The organism is Allobosea sp. GW821-FHT10B12 (assembly GCF_059415545.1).
In genome coordinates this window covers 14,946-29,167 of sequence record NZ_JBWKNL010000017.1, presented here as the reverse complement: position 1 = coordinate 29,167, position 14,222 = coordinate 14,946, and the positions used below count along the sequence as shown (strand labels likewise).

Below are 14,222 nucleotides of genomic sequence, written 5' to 3'. Positions count from 1 at the left end.
CAGGCGCGGCTTTCGCTCAAAAACTCCGCTCGATGAACAGCTGCGTCGAGATCTGCCGCCCCGCCAGACCCGCCGCGATCTCGCGGCCGGTCAGCGCGATCTTTGCCCAGGCGATCGAGCTTTCGATGCCGGCCTTGAAACCCTCGACCGGGGTCCAGACCAGATTGGCGGCGAAGCGGTCGATCCTGATCTCGCCGCGGATCTGGTTGGCGAGCGGCACTTCGAGCCAGTAGCGGCTGAGATAGGCGTTGCTGGCGAGCTCGTCGGTCCATTCGAAACGGCCTGAGACCAGGCCTGAGAAGCCGCGCGTGGCGTCGCTCGCCAGCAGCACGCGGTTGACGAGGCGGGCGTCGAGCTGGGAGCCGATATAGGGCGCGCCGTCGATCGCGCCGGCGATCTGGGCGGTCAGGCTCCAGCCATGGCCGAAGTCCTCGCCTTCATAGGTCGCGCCGAGGATGCCGGCCCGGCCGAAGCGCGCGGGCGTGCCGGGGATCTCGCGCAAGGCGAGCGCGCCATGGATGGTCCAGCCGCCTTGCTCATAGACCAGCCGGCCGACGGCATCCGGCATCCGGCGCCCGGTCTGGACGGGCGCCGTCACCGAGGCGTTGCCGAGCGCCGGGTCCTCGAGGGCGAGCGTCGCGGTCCAGCTCTCGGTCAGCGGCAGTTCCAGCGCGATGACGCCGACGGTGCGCGAGGGCACGCGCGTCGAGAAGATGAACTCGTCGCCGGTCCAGAACGAGAAGCGCGAGGAATCGAGGCCGAAGGTCCAGGGACCGATCAGGATCGTCGCCTCGTCGATCGTGGTCTCGCTGACGCCATCGACCGGGCTCTGCATGGTGAAGCCGAAGGCGGTGCCGATGCGCAGGCCCGAGGCGAGCTCATGCGAGGTCGCGATGCGGAAGGCGGCGCTGACCGAGGAGGAGGTCGCGGCGGAGGGAGCCGGCGGGCCGTTGCGCGAGGCGCGGAAGCTGTCGCGCTGCATGCCGGCGCTGACCGTGCCGGTGATCGAGAGGCAGGTGGCCGAGCCCGGCAGGATGAGGCCGCGCTCCGGCGGGTCCTCGTCGTCGTCATCTTCCTCTTCGTCGTCGCTGTCGTCGTCCGCGGCGTCTTCGCCTGCTGCCGCGGGTTTTGCCGGTTCGCCGGCGAAGAGTGGCTCGGTCTCGGGGAGCGTAATGGTGCAGGCGCGGGCGAAGCTCGGAGCCTGTGCCGGGCGGGACGGCAAACGGGCCGGCGCGGCGAGGGCGGTCTGCGATAGCAGCGCGAGGCAGAGCCCGACAGGCAGGGCGGCGCGCCAACAGGCTGCGCCGATACGCTCGCCTTCCGGTTCGAAACCGCATGCCATCGATGCGCCGACCACCCCACGCTATCAGGCGGTTTTGCCGGTCGCGGGGGTGGCAAGTCAATCGCGCACGCCGCTTGAACACCGGCGGGATCAGGTGGCGGACGCCGGCTGCGGCGGGAGTGCTGGGGAGGCCGACGCTTCCTTGCGGATCTCGAAGGCGACGAGCGAGAGCCAGCCGAAGAGCACGATACCGGCGGCGCCGACGATCACGCCTGCCCAGGAGGGATTGGCCATGCCGGTGGCGACGAGCGCGGGAGCCAGCAGGGCCGTGGCGATGCTGTAGAGCGTCCAGCCGCGCTTGCCGACGGCGCTGAACCGGCGCGCCAGGACGAAGCAGGCCGCGATCAGCGACAGGAACGAGACGAGGAACGCCACCATGTGCAAGGCGCCGGTGGCACTCATCTGCGGCGCCTGGCCGGGGACGGGGAGGGGATCGGGCCCGAACAGCCCGGCACCAATCATGCCGAGGCCGTAGAGGCCGGCAAGGATGGGGCCCGCAATGCCGCCGCGCTGGCCGCGCAGGGCCCGGCGCAAACCGAGCGCGCCGGCGAGCGCCAGGGCGCCGGTCAGCACGAAATTCGCGACCTGTATCCAGCCGAGCTCGCCGATCGCGAGGAAGCTGAGTGGCTGCGTGCGGATGTCGTAGCTCGGCCTGAGCGCCAGCTGCACGGCGACGACGAGGTAGAAGAACGGGGCCGTCACGGCGCCACAGGCGAGGAGGGCACGGTTCGAGGATTGGGAGGATGCGGTTTTCATCTGGCTCTCCGGAAATGGAAGGGGTAAGGTGAAACTGAACGGTTTAGTATAACTAAACTGTGTAGTTTCATTCTCGATGTCAAGCCCCGGAGACGCTGCGCCATGTCGCAAGCCACCCTCGATCGATCCGAGCGCAAGCGCGGCACCGTCCTCGACGCGGCGACGACTCTCTTCCTGAGCAAGGGCTATGACGGCACCACCATGGACGAGGTAGCGGCCCTGGCGGGCGTGTCGAAGCCGACGCTCTACCGCTATTTCGCCGACAAGGAGCGGCTCTATGCCGAGATCGTCGCGGCAACCACGGACAATATCGACGGGTTGCTGCGGCTGGTGGCGGACGAACTCGCCGCCTCCGACGATCCGAGGGAGGGGCTCGGGCGGCTCGCCAACAAGTTCCTGACGGCGCTGATGCAGCCGAACCTGCTGCGCCTGCGCCGGCTGGTGATCGCCAATGCCGAGCGCTTTCCGGAAGTGGGGCAGGGCTGGTTCGACCGCGGCTTCGGCAGGGTGCTCCAGACGCTGTCGGGTGCCTTCCAGCGCTATGTCGCCAACGGCCGGCTGCGGATGGACGATCCCTTGCTGGCGGCCGACCATTTTGCCGGGCTGGTGCTGTGGATACCGCTGAACCGCGCCATGTTCAGCGGCAATTGCGACAGCGATCCGGCCGAGCTCGCCCGCTATGCGCAAGCTGCGGTCGACGCGTTCCTGCGAGGCTACGGAACGGAAGCGGTCAGGTAAGGAGCGAATCGGGCCGAAACGGACAGATCCGCAGCGGATTTCGTTTGTGCGCGCTGGCGCGGCGCTCTATGCCTCGGGGATGCTTTCCACCGCTCTCGTCTTCCTCGGCGCCGGCATCGGCGGCGTGCTCCGGCACGGCGTTAACGTCGTCTCGCTGAAATGGCTCGGCGCCTCGTTCCCCTATGGCACGATGGCGATCAATATCCTCGGCTCCGGCGTGATGGGGCTGGTCGCCGGTTTCCTCGCCTTCAAGGCCGGGGAGGGCTGGACGCAGAATGCGCGGCTCTTCCTCGCTACCGGTATCCTCGGCGGCTTCACCACCTTCTCGGCCTTCTCTCTCGATGCGGTACTGCTCTGGGAGCGCGGCGAAGCGATGATGGCCGCATTCTATGTCATTGGCTCGGTCGTGCTGTCGCTCGTGGCGCTGGTCGCGGGGCTCGCTCTGGTCAGGGGGCTGTCATGAGAACCGGTGGCAAGGGGACGGGCGGTCCTCCACGAGGCAACGGCCCCAAGCGCGGCGGCAGGCCGCCTGCCTCCGGCGCGCCGAAGGGCAAGCGCCCGAGCCATGATGCACGCCGCTCCGCCCGTGCCGCGGCCAGGCCGCGCCCGGCGGAGGAGGAGGTCGTGCGCACCGAGCCGACGCGCAACCCGAAGCCGCACCATCCCGCGCCGAGGGCGGCGGGGCCGCGCAAGCCCGCGACACGCAAGCCACCGATCACGGATGTGCCGACGCGCGCCGAGGTCAAGGCCGTCACCGCCGAGGTGCTCTCGACCGGCGTGCAGCAGCTCGTGGTGACGCCGGACGAAAACGAGATGCGGATCGACCGCTTCCTCGAGGCGCGCTTCCCGCAGCTCTCCTTCAGCCATATCCAGCGCATCGTCCGGAAGGGCGAACTGCGCGTCAACGGCAAGCGCGCCGACAGCAAGGACCGGCTCGAAGCCGGCCAGACCGTGCGCATCCCGCCGCTGAAGCTGGAGCAGGCGGCGGAGCGGCCTCGCTCGGCCAAGGCCGATGCCGACACGATCGGCTTCCTGCGCTCGATCACGCTCTATGAGGACGACGATGTCATGGTCCTCAACAAGCCGGCGGGCCTTGCGGTGCAGGGCGGCTCCGGCACGACCAGGCATGTCGATGGGCTGCTCGACGCGCTGACCGGCAAGGACGGGCAGAAGCCGCGCCTCGTTCATCGGCTCGACAAGGATACGGCCGGCTGCCTCGTCATCGCCAAGTCGCGCTTCGCGGCGGCGACGCTGGCCAAGACCTTCCGCTCGCGCTCGGCCCGCAAGGTCTACTGGGCGCTGGTCGCGGGTGTGCCGCGCGTGCACCAGGGCCGGATCTCGACCTATCTCGCCCGCGAGGAAGCGTATGACGGCGACCAGCGCATGGCCGTCGCCCAGCATGGCGACGATGGCGCCATGCATGCGGTAACCTATTACGCCGTGGTCGAGACCGCGGCGCAGAAGCTGGCCTGGCTCTCGCTGAAACCGGTGACCGGGCGGACCCACCAATTGCGCGCCCATGCCGCTCATATCGGCCATCCGATCGTCGGCGATCCCAAGTACTTCAACATCCTGAACTGGGAGCTGCCCGGCGGCATCCAGAACAAGCTGCATCTGCTGGCACGGCGAATCGTGCTGCCGCACCCGCGCGGCAAGGGCACGATCGACGTCAGCGCGCCGCTGCCGCCGCATATGCGCCAGAGCTGGAACCTGCTCGGCTTCGAGGACGCGCCCTACGACCCGATCGTCGATGCGCCGGACGAATAGGGCCCGCACGAGAAAGTTGCGTGACCTCACGTAAGAACACTTGTCGAACAAAACGCGATATGTTCTAAGTTTGTTCCTGTGAACTCGTCATCACGGGAGGCTTTCCATGTCGCGCATCGCCTTGCTTGCCGCCGGCCTCGTTGTTTCGTTTTCTTCTTCCGGTTTCGCTCAGGTCCAGCCGGCGCCTGTCGCCACGAAGCCGGCCGCCACGGCGGCCGACGAGCCGGTGCCGCGCGCTGCCCGCGCCGAGGCGCGGCGCGATTGCTATGCCGAGAACGTCGCCCTCTCCGGGGATGATCTGCGTCGTGCCATGCGCGAGTGCATGCAGGAGCGTTTTCCGGGCGTGAAGCTCTATGCCAGCGACGGTTTGACCCGCGACGGCAAGCCGACCGCGGCGACGGCGCGCGCCGTCTGCAAGCAGGAGGCTGATGCTGGCGGGCTCAAGGGCGCCGAGCGCACCGCGGCGCTGGTCGCCTGCTTCAATGGCAAGCGGCCGGACCTCGCCCAGCGCGCCGAATGCCGCAAGGAGGCGCGTGGCAAGGGGCTCGATGGCGAGGCCCTGAAGGCGGCGATCGCCGAGTGCGGGCGCAACCCGCAAGGATAAGGCCGTCGCGGCATGAGGGCCTTGCGCCGGCGGAGATGGCGGGCTGCCGCTATCTCCTGTAGAGCGCCGTGCATGGATCTCATCATCTTCGATCTCGACGGCACGCTGATCAATTCCGAGGCGATCATCCTCGGCGCGCAATACGAGACTTTCGCGCGCTGTGGCCGCGTCCACCCCGGTCGCGAGGCTGGCCTCGGTGTGATCGGGCTCACCCTCGACATCGCGCTGATGCGGGTCGCCGGGCTTGCCGAGCCGGATGACGTGCTGACGCAGACCTACCGGGACGTTTTCAACGACATGCGGCTGCGGGCGGAGAGCGATCCGTCTTTGGCCGAGCCGCTCTTCCCCGGCGTGGTCGAGCTGCTGGCAGGGCTGTCGCAGCGGCCGCAGACGCTGCTCGGCATCGCCACCGGAAAGTCACGGCGCGGGGCCGACTACGCCATCGAACGTCATGGCTGGAGACAGCTGTTCGCGACGACCCAGACGGCCGACGATGCGATCTCGAAGCCGCATCCCGAGATGATCCTGCGGGCGATGGCCGAAACCGGCGCGACGCCGGAGCGCACGCTGATGGTCGGCGACAGCACCTTCGACATGGAGATGGCGGTGGCGGCCGGTGTGACCCCGGTCGCGGTCTCCTGGGGCTTCCAGCCGGTCGCGGCGCTGCAGGCAGCCGGCGCGCGGCATGTGATCGACGCTTGCGCCGATCTGCTCGGCATCGTCGACAGGCTGGCGATGGCGGAGCCGGCCTGAGGGCGGCTGGAGCCGTTCGGAGAGGGCTCAGGACGCCTTGAGCTGGCCGAGCTCGTGCAGCAGCGCTGCGCCGGTGCGCAGTCCGCTATAGAAGCAGTCGAGCGTCAGGTTCTCGTTCGGGGCGTGGTTCGCCTCGTCGGGATTGGCATAGGGCGTGACGAAGGCGGGGATGCCGAGGATCTTGGTGAAGACATAGCCGGGCAGGCTGCCGAACCCCGCCGGGATCAGCAGCGGCTCGACGCCCTGCGCCGCGACGAAAGCCCGGCGTAAGGGGGTGGTGAAGGGCGAGGCGATCGGCGTCTTCGAGGGCTGCATGCCCGCATCGGCCGCGATGAACTCGACCTCCGGTGCATGCCCAGCCACATGCGCTGCGACCTTGCGCAGGATGTCCTCGGGGTCCTGCGCCTCGACCAGGCGGATATCGCATTTCACCAAGGCTTCGTTGGGCAGGACGGTCTTGGAGCCGGGACCGCCATAGCCGCCATGGAAGCCGTTGATGGTCAGTGTCGGCCGGAAGCAAAGGCGCTCGTAAAAGGGACGGTCGGCGGGCGCGTCGAGCCGCGTCAGGCCGAGGCTGCGCTTGATCGCTTCGATGTCGAGCGGCAGGGCCTCGATCGCGGCGAGCTCCTCGGCCGTCGGCGCTTCGATGTCGTCATGCAGGCCGGCAATGGTGATCTCGCCGGCGGCGTTCTTCATGGTGCCGAGCAGGTGGACCAGCGTCCAGATCGGGTTCGGCACGACACCGCCGAAATTGCCGGAATGGACGTCGCGGACGGCATGGCGGCAGCGCAGTTCGAAGGAGACGACGCCGCGCGAGCCGAACTTGATCGCAGCCGCGCCGCTGGCATGGCGCGGCCCGTCGGCGGTGACGGCGAGATCGGCCTGAAGCATGGCCTTGTTGGCGCGCACGAAGCCGGCGATGTTCGGGCTGCCGATCTCCTCCTCGCCCTCCAGCAGCAGGATGACGTTGCAAGGCAGTGTGCCATGCACCGCGAGATGGGATTCGATCGCCAGGATCTGGGCGAAATGCTGGCCCTTGTTGTCGCCGACGCCGCGCGCATAGATCCGGCCGTGGCGGATCGTCGGCTCGAAGGGCGGCGAGAGCCATTTGTCGAGCGGGTCTGGCGGCTGCACGTCGTAATGGCCGTAGAGCAGCACGGTCGGCTTGCCCGGCGCCTTCTCCCAACGCGCCACGACCATGGGATGCCCGTCGGTCGGCACCAGGCTGGTCTCAAGCCCGATCCCGGTCAGCATCCCGACCAGCAAAGCGCCGACTTCGGCGATGCCGATATTCTCGGCGCTGATGCTGGGATGGCGCAGATAGGCGAGCAGGCGATCGAGGAAGGCGCTGCGATTGGCTTCGATATGCTCGAAAACCGCGGCAAGAGAATCGGAAGAAGCCATGGTCGTGCCGCCTGCCTGAGATGGGCCCGGGATCACGGTAGAGTGCCGCGCGCGACCGCGTCCAATGCTCCAGACGCAGCCCGGAAAAGCGCTCGTGGACAGGGAGGAGCGGCAAGGCAGTAACATCCTCGCAACCACGCTGACTCAGTACCGTTTAACCTGAACGGACGTTCAGATTTGCGTGTTAACCACCTGCTGACTGGCCCGGCCGCATCGTCTTCACACGACAGGGACAAACCGACACACAACAACGTCGGACAGGGGTTGAACGATGATTGGCCACGAACTTCGCGAATTCGTCGATCACGTGATGGACAGGCGCGTTATCGACGATGAAGACGTCCGAATTCTTCAGCGCGAGATCTTGCACGAAGCCGTGCTGACCCGCGACATCATCGATGTTCTGGTAGCGCTCGACCGCGCCGTTACCGACAAGTCGCCGCTCTTCGCCGATGTGCTTCTGGCATTCTGCGTCGACTTCTCGGTCTGGGAGAGCCGCCCGACCGGCAAGATCGACCGCGACAAGGCTCATTGGCTGGTGACGACGCTCTCGGCCGGCGATGGCCCGACGCCGCTGGCGCAGAAGATCGCCTTCGAGGTGGTTCGCGAAGCCGAGGCCTGCGACGAGGCGCTGGTTAGCTTCGCCCTGCGCAAGGCCGATGCCCGGATCTCCATGGCCCCGACCGCCCAGCGCGTGGTGCTGGCGAGCTGACCTGCGACGCCCGGCGCGCCTCACCACCGGATGATTTTGGAGCCGTATCCGAGCGGGTTGATCCGACCCGCGCGGATACGGCTCTGGTGTTTGCGCACGTCGCAGAACTTTCGCATTAGTGGACGGATGCGCTTGCCTCCCGTAAAGCCCGCACTGCACAATGAAGGCACCGGGCCGGGGGGACGCCACGCATGTTCTCGAAGATCCTGATCGCGAACCGTGGCGAGATCGCCTGCCGCGTCATCAAGACGGCAAAGCGCATGGGCATCAGGACGGTGGCGGTCTATTCCGATGCCGATCGCGATGCGCTGCATGTCGAGATGGCGGACGAGGCGGTGCATATCGGCGCAGCCCCAGCTGCCGAATCTTATCTCCAGATCGAGAAGATCATCGCCGCCTGCAAGCAGACGGGCGCTGAGGCCGTCCATCCCGGCTACGGCTTCCTCTCCGAGCGCGAGGCCTTCGCCAAGGCGCTGAAGGAGAACGGCATCGTCTTCATCGGCCCCAATCCGGGCGCCATCGCCGCGATGGGCGACAAGATCGAATCAAAGAAGGCAGCGGCAGCCGCCCAGGTCTCGACGGTTCCGGGCTATCTCGGCGTGATCGAGAACCCCGAGCACGCGGTCAAGATAGCCGACGAGATCGGCTACCCCGTGATGATCAAGGCCTCGGCCGGCGGCGGCGGCAAGGGCATGCGCATCGCCCATTCGGCCGGCGAGGTCGCCGAGGGCTTCGCCCGGGCCAAGTCTGAAGCTGCGTCCTCCTTCGGCGACGACCGCGTCTTCGTCGAAAAATTCATCGTCGATCCCCGCCATATCGAGATCCAGGTGCTGGGCGACAAGCACGGCAACGTCATCTATCTCGGCGAGCGCGAATGCTCGATCCAGCGCCGGAACCAGAAGGTGCTGGAAGAGGCGCCGTCGCCGCTGCTCGACGAGGCGACCCGTCGCAAGATGGGCGAGCAGGCGGTGGCGCTGGCCAAGGCGGTGAATTACGACAGCGCCGGCACGGTCGAGTTCGTCGCCGGCCAGGACAAGTCGTTCTACTTCCTGGAGATGAACACCCGCCTGCAGGTCGAGCATCCCGTCACCGAGATGATCACCGGCATCGATCTGGTCGAGCAGATGATCCGCGTCGCCTATGGCGAGAAGCTCGCGATCTCGCAGGCCAACGTGAAGCTCAATGGCTGGGCGGTCGAGAGCCGCGTCTATGCCGAGGACCCGACCCGCAATTTCCTGCCCTCGACCGGGCGGCTCGTCACCTATCGCCCGCCGAGCGAGGGGCCGGATGGCGATGCCACCGTGCGCAACGACACCGGCGTGTTCGAGGGCGGCGAGATCTCGATCTACTACGACCCGATGATCGCCAAGCTGGTGACGCATGCGCCGACGCGCGAGGCGGCGATCAAGGCGCAGGCGCGCGCGCTCGATGCCTTCGCCATCGACGGCATCCGCCACAACATCCCCTTCGTCGCGGCGGTGATGCAGCATCCGCGCTGGATCTCGGGCAATCTCTCGACCGGCTTCATCGCCGAGGAGTTTCCGGAAGGCTTCTCGCTGCCGCAGCCGGACGGTGAGATCGCGCTGCGCATGGCGGCGATCGCGATCGCCTGCGACCATCGCCTGAACAGCCGCAAACGCCACGTCTCGGCGCAGATGGAAGGCTGGCGCAAGGTCGAGTTCGAGCGCACCCGCATCGTCTCGCTCGGCGGCGAGCGCTTCGAGGGTGAAGTCACGGAGCAGGGTGGGGCGGTGACGATCGCCTTCGCCGAACGCAGCCTGACGGTCGCGAGCGACTGGCGGCCGGGCGAGCCGGTCTGGCGCGGCACGCTCGATGGCGTTTCGATCGCGGCGCAGGTGCGGCCGATCCTGAACGGCGTCGCGCTCGGGCATGCCGGCGCCTATGCCAACGCCCATGTCTACACGCCGCGCGAGGCTGAACTCGCGGCGCTGATGCCGGAGAAGGCAGCGGCTGACACCGGCAAGGTGCTGCTCTGCCCGATGCCGGGCCTGGTCAAGGCGCTGCTCGTCAGCGTCGGCCAGGAGGTCAAGGCGGGCGAGCCGCTCGCCATGGTCGAGGCGATGAAGATGGAGAACGTGCTGCGCGCCGAGAAGGACGTCACCATCGCCAAGATCCTGGCGAAGGAGGGCGACTCGCTCGCGGTCGACGCGGTGATCATGGAATTCGCCTAGGCCTCAGCCGGGGTTGCGGCGCTGGCCTGCCGCCGGAAGAAGCGCGCGAGCGCCGCGACGACCTGTTCGGGGCTGTCTTCGAGCTGGAGGTGATCGCCGCTCGTGCTCGCGCCGCTGACCTCGTCCGCCCAGTTGCGCCAGATCCCGACCTGCCGTGCGAGGGCGTTCTCCGGGCCCGGCCAGATCACCAGCACCGGGCAGTCGAGCTTGCGGCCGGCTGCCCGATCAGCCTCGTCGCAGGCCAGGTCCTCGTCCAAAGCGGCGCGATAATCCTCGCAGATCGCATGCTGGACGTCGGGCCTGCGGAAAGCGGTACGGTAAGCCTCCCGGGCAGCCGGCTCGATGACGGCATCGCTCAGTGCGTTCATGCCGGCGAAGGCGCGGTCGATCAGCAGATCCGGCTCGGCGGCGAGCAGGCGCTCGGGCAGGTCCGCTTCCTGCGCCAGCAGGAACCAGTGATAGGCCTTTTGGGCATAGCGACAGTCGACGGCCGACATCGCATCGCGCGTCGGCACGACGGCCAGCGAGGCGAAGGCGCTGACGATGCCGGGATGATCGAGAACCAGGCGGTAGCCGGCCCTTGCGCCGCGATCGTGCCCGGCGAGCGCAAAACGCCCGTATCCGAGCGCCCGCATCAGCGCGACCAGCGCCGCACTGACCCGGCGCTTGCTCCAGCGCGGTCGCGATGCCTGCGGCCTGCTGGCGCCATAGCCGGGCAGGTCAGGAATGATCAGGGTATGCCCGCGCGCCAGGGCCGGGGCGACCTTGCGCCAGGCGATATGGGTTTGCGGGAAACCGTGCAGCAGCAGGAGCGGTGGGCCGCTGCCGCCGATCACGCCGGCAAAGCGGACACCGCCGGCTTCGAGATCGAGCGATCGGAAGCCAGGAAAGAAGGGCGGCGACCCCGCGCCGGAGCTCCGATGCGGTACCGGCTGCGACAGCATCGTTTCAGCCTCTGTTCGCTGCCGTGACGAAGGCGGCGAGCTCCAGCCCATAGCGGCCGGGCTCCTCATAGAAGGGGGCGTGGCCGCTATCGGCATAGAGGGAAAGCCGGCTGTTCGCGTGGAGCGCCGCGATGCGCTCGGACATGGCGACCCGCACCAGCCGGTCATGGACGCCATGGCTCAGCAGGATCGGTCCGGGATACTCCTTGAAGACAGGCTCGAGATCGGTGGCCTGCGTCCTGAGGAAGCCCTCGTTCACGGCGCGCGCGGTCATGCCGTTGACGACCAGCATACGCTGCAGCTCACGCGGCGCCGGCGGCCGATGGAAACACGCGGCGAGAAACTCGGCCGTAGCCGTCGCTCGCTGCGCCAGATCAGGCGAGGTGGTGGTCTGCGTGAAGGTCCCGGCCTCCTGCGTCAGGAGATCGGGGGAGAGCTTCGTCACCGCATCGACGAGATTGACGCCGGCGATCGCGGCTCCGCCATGTTTGCGCAGATAAGCGCCGGTCACGAAGCCGCCGAGCGACCAGCCCACCAGGACGGGCCGGCGCAGCCCGCTCGCCGCGATGACCGCCGCGACATCGTCAGCCCAGCGATCGGCGTCGGAATAGGCATCCAGTGAGGCGGGCTTGTCGGAATCGCCATGGCCGCGCAGATCGAATCCGACCAGGCGAAAGCCGGCAAGGACCGGATCGGAAAACTGCGTCTCCCAGCTCAGGCGGCTCTGGCGCAGCCCATGGATGAAGAGGATCTCGGGCGCCGCTGCATCGCCCTGAGCCCAGCCGGCGAGCTCTGTCCCGTCGGACGAGGTTGCCGAGAAAAGGCCAGCCGGATTCCGGGTGGCAGCCTCGGCAGCCGGACGAGGCAACGAGATATCCGCCAGGGCCGAGCCGGCTCCGGTCGCGACCATGGTGAGACCGCCGGTACCGGCCAGGAAGGTCCGCCGCGAATGATCCATATTGCATCGCTCCATGTTGTTTATCGGGCGCTAAACAACATTCTTGACCCCGATGGTCAAGTGGTTATTTAGTGGTCGCTATGGAACAAGCTGACCGATCCCGCGGCGGACGCCCCTGGAGCTTCGACCGCGACCAGGCGCTCGACATCGCGATGCGACAGTTCTGGCGGCACGGCTATGAGGGCGTGTCGATCGGCGACCTGACCAAGGCGATGGGGATCGCGCCGCCGAGCCTCTACGCTGCGTTCGGCAGCAAGGCCGAGCTCTATCGCGAGGCGCTGGCGCGTTATGAGGACGTTTTCGGCTCGTTCGATGTCGCCTCGCTCGCCGCGGCCAAGTCCCTGGAGCGGGCGGTGCGCCTATTGCTCGAAGGGGCTGTGCGAGCAGTCACCGATCCCGAGCGCGAGCCTGGCTGCATGATCTCGAGCGGTATGATCACCTGCCATCCCGATCACGCCGAGCTCGCCCGTCACGCAGCCGCGCATCGCGAGGCGATGCGCGAGCGGATCGTCTCGGTCCTGGATCGCTTCGGTGAAACGCGCGCGATTCAGCGTCTGGCCAGGCACCTTGCCGCGGTGATGCAAGGGATCTCGATCCAGGCGCGGGACGGCGCCTCGAGGACGGAGTTGCTGGAGATCGTCGAGGACGTGGTCGCGAGCCTCGCCGTTCGAGCCAGCGGCAAGACGGCTTGAGGCGCACGCCTCCGGCGTGGCGCCGAGTTCCCGCATCGTCGCGGGCGTGCTCGAGGGAAGACCCTGCATTCAGCCAAAGACGCTTGTCTTCGCTCGTCCGCAGGCTGATTGTCGCCGCCCTATCACGCGAAGGGGCGACCATGCTGACGATCTGGGGACGGATCAGCTCGATCAATGTGCAGAAGGCGGTCTGGGCCGCCGGCGAGGTTGGTCAGCCCTTCGAGCGCATCGATGTCGGCGGCCAGTTCGGCGGCAATCGCGAACCGGCCTATCTCGCCAAGAATCCAAACGGGCAGGTTCCGACGCTGGAGGATGGCGAGATCGTCATCTGGGAATCGAACAGCATCGTGCGCTATCTCGCCGCCCGTTACGGGGCCGGCTGGATCTGGGAAGAGGATCCGGCCAGACGCGCCGAAGCCGATCGCTGGATGGATTGGATGCTGTCCGAATTGCAGCCTTCGATGACGCCGGCCTTCTGGGGGCTGGTCCGGAAGACGCCGGGCTATACCGATGAGGCAGCGATCGCGGCCTCGGTCGCCAAGGCCGAAGCCAAGCTCGATATCCTGGAGGCGCATCTGGCGGGGCGAGCTTTCCTCGCCAATGAGCGCTTCGGCATGGCCGACATCACAGTGGCGCTCGGTGCCCATCGCTGGCTGCACATGCCGGTGCAGCAGAAGGACTGGCCCAATATCCGCCGCTGGTATGCACAGGTCTCGGCGCGGCCGGCGGCCGGGCCTGCCATGCCGTTGCCGATCTCGTGAGGATGGCGGGCGGCGCTTGACCCGGCCGATTTGGCCGTCATGATCCCCGCCATGCGCGGTTTTCTCGCCATTCCCGTCATTCTGGTGCAGTTCGGCTGTGCGGCCGCGCTCGCGCAGGTGCGGACCAATCCGGTGCAGTCCGCTGATCGCATGCAGGTGGCGAATTGCGTTCGGCAGGGGCTGGCCGCGAGCCCGGCCTGCATCGGCCTCGTCGCCGTGCCTTGCGTCAGCGCCGCTTCGGCCAGCGATCGTCCTCAGGCCGAGATCGCCTGTGCTCGGCGGGAAGAGGCGGTCTGGCGCGAGCGGTTGACACTGGCAGGCGCGGCGCTGGGGCAGACTCTCGACACCGGGGCGCGCAGCCAGTTCGCGGCGCTGCAGCTCGCCTGGCAGAGCTATGCCGTGCAGAAATGCGCCTTCTACGGCGCTGCCCAGCCGCCGGCGCGTTCGGCCGGGCTGCAGGCCGGCTGCGAATTGCGCGAGGTCGCCGAGCGCGCGCTCGAGGTCGAGCGCTTCGCGGCACGGCAGACGCGCCGCCCGCCGGCACAGCCGCCGCAGATCATCCGGTAAATCAAGCGCTTCATGCTCGGGCTTGACCCGAG

Annotated in this window: 15 protein-coding genes; 10 read left to right on the top strand and 5 right to left on the bottom strand. The window is 67.8% G+C overall.

Features of this window, described 5'->3' with window-relative positions; all coding sequences use genetic code 11:
• Positions 1-16: 16 nt before the first annotated feature.
• Positions 17-1,342, bottom strand: a complete 1,326-nt coding sequence (locus AC07O0_RS29745) for a hypothetical protein (protein ID WP_494628408.1) — start codon at positions 1,340-1,342, stop codon at positions 17-19.
• A gap of 90 nt (positions 1,343-1,432) precedes the next feature.
• Positions 1,433-2,098 (bottom strand): DUF998 domain-containing protein, encoded by a 666-nt coding sequence (locus tag AC07O0_RS29740; protein ID WP_494628406.1) that lies wholly within the window; start codon positions 2,096-2,098, stop codon positions 1,433-1,435.
• Positions 2,099-2,200: 102 nt separating this feature from the next.
• Between AC07O0_RS29740 and AC07O0_RS29735 the strand changes: the two genes are divergently transcribed.
• The 5 genes from AC07O0_RS29735 (at position 2,201) to AC07O0_RS29715 (ending at position 5,960) form a co-directional block, all read left to right on the top strand.
• Entirely contained in the window at positions 2,201-2,836 is a 636-nt protein-coding gene (locus AC07O0_RS29735) for a TetR/AcrR family transcriptional regulator (protein ID WP_494628404.1), read from the top strand.
• A 79-nt stretch (positions 2,837-2,915) separates the two neighbouring features.
• On the top strand, positions 2,916-3,299 hold the full coding sequence (gene crcB / locus AC07O0_RS29730; RefSeq protein WP_494628439.1) for a fluoride efflux transporter CrcB: 384 nt from the start codon (positions 2,916-2,918) through the stop codon (positions 3,297-3,299).
• A complete protein-coding gene (locus AC07O0_RS29725) occupies positions 3,296-4,603 on the top strand; it encodes an RluA family pseudouridine synthase (RefSeq protein ID WP_494628403.1) in 1,308 nt (435 codons plus the stop codon). Before crcB ends, AC07O0_RS29725 begins: the two co-directional genes overlap by 4 nt.
• Before the next feature lie 106 nt (positions 4,604-4,709).
• Positions 4,710-5,207, top strand: a complete 498-nt coding sequence (locus tag AC07O0_RS29720; protein ID WP_494628401.1) for a hypothetical protein — start codon at positions 4,710-4,712, stop codon at positions 5,205-5,207.
• Between the two features lie 72 nt (positions 5,208-5,279).
• Positions 5,280-5,960, top strand: coding sequence for an HAD-IA family hydrolase (locus AC07O0_RS29715; RefSeq protein WP_494628399.1), 681 nt, complete (start codon positions 5,280-5,282; stop codon positions 5,958-5,960).
• Between the two features lie 27 nt (positions 5,961-5,987).
• Here the strand turns inward: AC07O0_RS29715 and AC07O0_RS29710 are convergent, their stop codons facing one another.
• Complete coding sequence (locus AC07O0_RS29710; protein ID WP_494628397.1) at positions 5,988-7,364, bottom strand: M20/M25/M40 family metallo-hydrolase; 1,377 nt, start codon at positions 7,362-7,364, stop codon at positions 5,988-5,990.
• Positions 7,365-7,674: 310 nt separating this feature from the next.
• Here AC07O0_RS29710 and AC07O0_RS29705 point away from each other — a divergent pair, with 310 nt between their 5' ends.
• Positions 7,675-8,076 (top strand): hypothetical protein, encoded by a 402-nt coding sequence (locus AC07O0_RS29705; RefSeq protein ID WP_494628395.1) that lies wholly within the window; start codon positions 7,675-7,677, stop codon positions 8,074-8,076.
• 191 nt (positions 8,077-8,267) lie between these two features.
• Positions 8,268-10,268: an acetyl-CoA carboxylase biotin carboxylase subunit gene (locus tag AC07O0_RS29700; protein ID WP_494628393.1), complete on the top strand. Its 2,001-nt coding sequence runs from the start codon at positions 8,268-8,270 to the stop codon at positions 10,266-10,268.
• On the opposite strand, the gene AC07O0_RS29695 is transcribed toward AC07O0_RS29700, so the two are convergent.
• Both AC07O0_RS29695 and AC07O0_RS29690 read right to left on the bottom strand, forming a co-directional pair.
• Positions 10,265-11,212 (bottom strand): alpha/beta fold hydrolase, encoded by a 948-nt coding sequence (locus AC07O0_RS29695; RefSeq protein WP_494628391.1) that lies wholly within the window; start codon positions 11,210-11,212, stop codon positions 10,265-10,267. The two genes, AC07O0_RS29700 and AC07O0_RS29695, sit on opposite strands and share 4 nt — an antisense overlap.
• Positions 11,213-11,216: 4 nt before the next feature.
• Positions 11,217-12,170 carry an alpha/beta fold hydrolase gene (locus tag AC07O0_RS29690; protein WP_494628389.1) on the bottom strand — a complete coding sequence of 318 codons (954 nt, stop codon included), beginning with the start codon at positions 12,168-12,170 and terminating at the stop codon, positions 11,217-11,219.
• An 80-nt stretch (positions 12,171-12,250) separates the two neighbouring features.
• Between AC07O0_RS29690 and AC07O0_RS29685 the strand changes: the two genes are divergently transcribed.
• The 3 genes from AC07O0_RS29685 (at position 12,251) to AC07O0_RS29675 (ending at position 14,190) form a co-directional block, all read left to right on the top strand.
• Complete coding sequence (locus AC07O0_RS29685; RefSeq protein WP_494628387.1) at positions 12,251-12,862, top strand: TetR/AcrR family transcriptional regulator; 612 nt, start codon at positions 12,251-12,253, stop codon at positions 12,860-12,862.
• 140 nt (positions 12,863-13,002) lie between these two features.
• Entirely contained in the window at positions 13,003-13,623 is a 621-nt protein-coding gene (locus tag AC07O0_RS29680) for a glutathione S-transferase family protein (RefSeq protein WP_494628385.1), read from the top strand.
• Positions 13,624-13,674: 51 nt separating this feature from the next.
• On the top strand, positions 13,675-14,190 hold the full coding sequence (locus AC07O0_RS29675) for a hypothetical protein (protein ID WP_494628383.1): 516 nt from the start codon (positions 13,675-13,677) through the stop codon (positions 14,188-14,190).
• The last annotated feature ends 32 nt before the right edge of the window (positions 14,191-14,222 follow it).

What these genes read in the sequence shown, in the direction of transcription:
- AC07O0_RS29710 (WP_494628397.1), bottom strand. Translation starts at nt 7,364, where the DNA reads ATGGCTTCTTCCGATTCTCTTGCCGCGGTTTTCGAGCATATCGAAGCC.
- AC07O0_RS29695 (WP_494628391.1), bottom strand. Translation starts at nt 11,212, where the DNA reads ATGCTGTCGCAGCCGGTACCGCATCGGAGCTCCGGCGCGGGGTCGCCG.
- AC07O0_RS29675 (WP_494628383.1), top strand. Translation starts at nt 13,675, where the DNA reads ATGCGCGGTTTTCTCGCCATTCCCGTCATTCTGGTGCAGTTCGGCTGT.
- AC07O0_RS29685 (WP_494628387.1), top strand. Translation starts at nt 12,251, where the DNA reads ATGGAACAAGCTGACCGATCCCGCGGCGGACGCCCCTGGAGCTTCGAC.
- AC07O0_RS29745 (WP_494628408.1), bottom strand. Translation starts at nt 1,342, where the DNA reads ATGGCATGCGGTTTCGAACCGGAAGGCGAGCGTATCGGCGCAGCCTGT.
- AC07O0_RS29725 (WP_494628403.1), top strand. Translation starts at nt 3,296, where the DNA reads ATGAGAACCGGTGGCAAGGGGACGGGCGGTCCTCCACGAGGCAACGGC.
- AC07O0_RS29690 (WP_494628389.1), bottom strand. Translation starts at nt 12,170, where the DNA reads ATGGATCATTCGCGGCGGACCTTCCTGGCCGGTACCGGCGGTCTCACC.
- AC07O0_RS29705 (WP_494628395.1), top strand. Translation starts at nt 7,675, where the DNA reads ATGGACAGGCGCGTTATCGACGATGAAGACGTCCGAATTCTTCAGCGC.
- AC07O0_RS29720 (WP_494628401.1), top strand. Translation starts at nt 4,710, where the DNA reads ATGTCGCGCATCGCCTTGCTTGCCGCCGGCCTCGTTGTTTCGTTTTCT.
- AC07O0_RS29740 (WP_494628406.1), bottom strand. Translation starts at nt 2,098, where the DNA reads ATGAAAACCGCATCCTCCCAATCCTCGAACCGTGCCCTCCTCGCCTGT.
- AC07O0_RS29680 (WP_494628385.1), top strand. Translation starts at nt 13,003, where the DNA reads ATGCTGACGATCTGGGGACGGATCAGCTCGATCAATGTGCAGAAGGCG.
- AC07O0_RS29735 (WP_494628404.1), top strand. Translation starts at nt 2,201, where the DNA reads ATGTCGCAAGCCACCCTCGATCGATCCGAGCGCAAGCGCGGCACCGTC.
- AC07O0_RS29715 (WP_494628399.1), top strand. Translation starts at nt 5,280, where the DNA reads ATGGATCTCATCATCTTCGATCTCGACGGCACGCTGATCAATTCCGAG.
- crcB (WP_494628439.1), top strand. Translation starts at nt 2,916, where the DNA reads ATGCTTTCCACCGCTCTCGTCTTCCTCGGCGCCGGCATCGGCGGCGTG.
- AC07O0_RS29700 (WP_494628393.1), top strand. Translation starts at nt 8,268, where the DNA reads ATGTTCTCGAAGATCCTGATCGCGAACCGTGGCGAGATCGCCTGCCGC.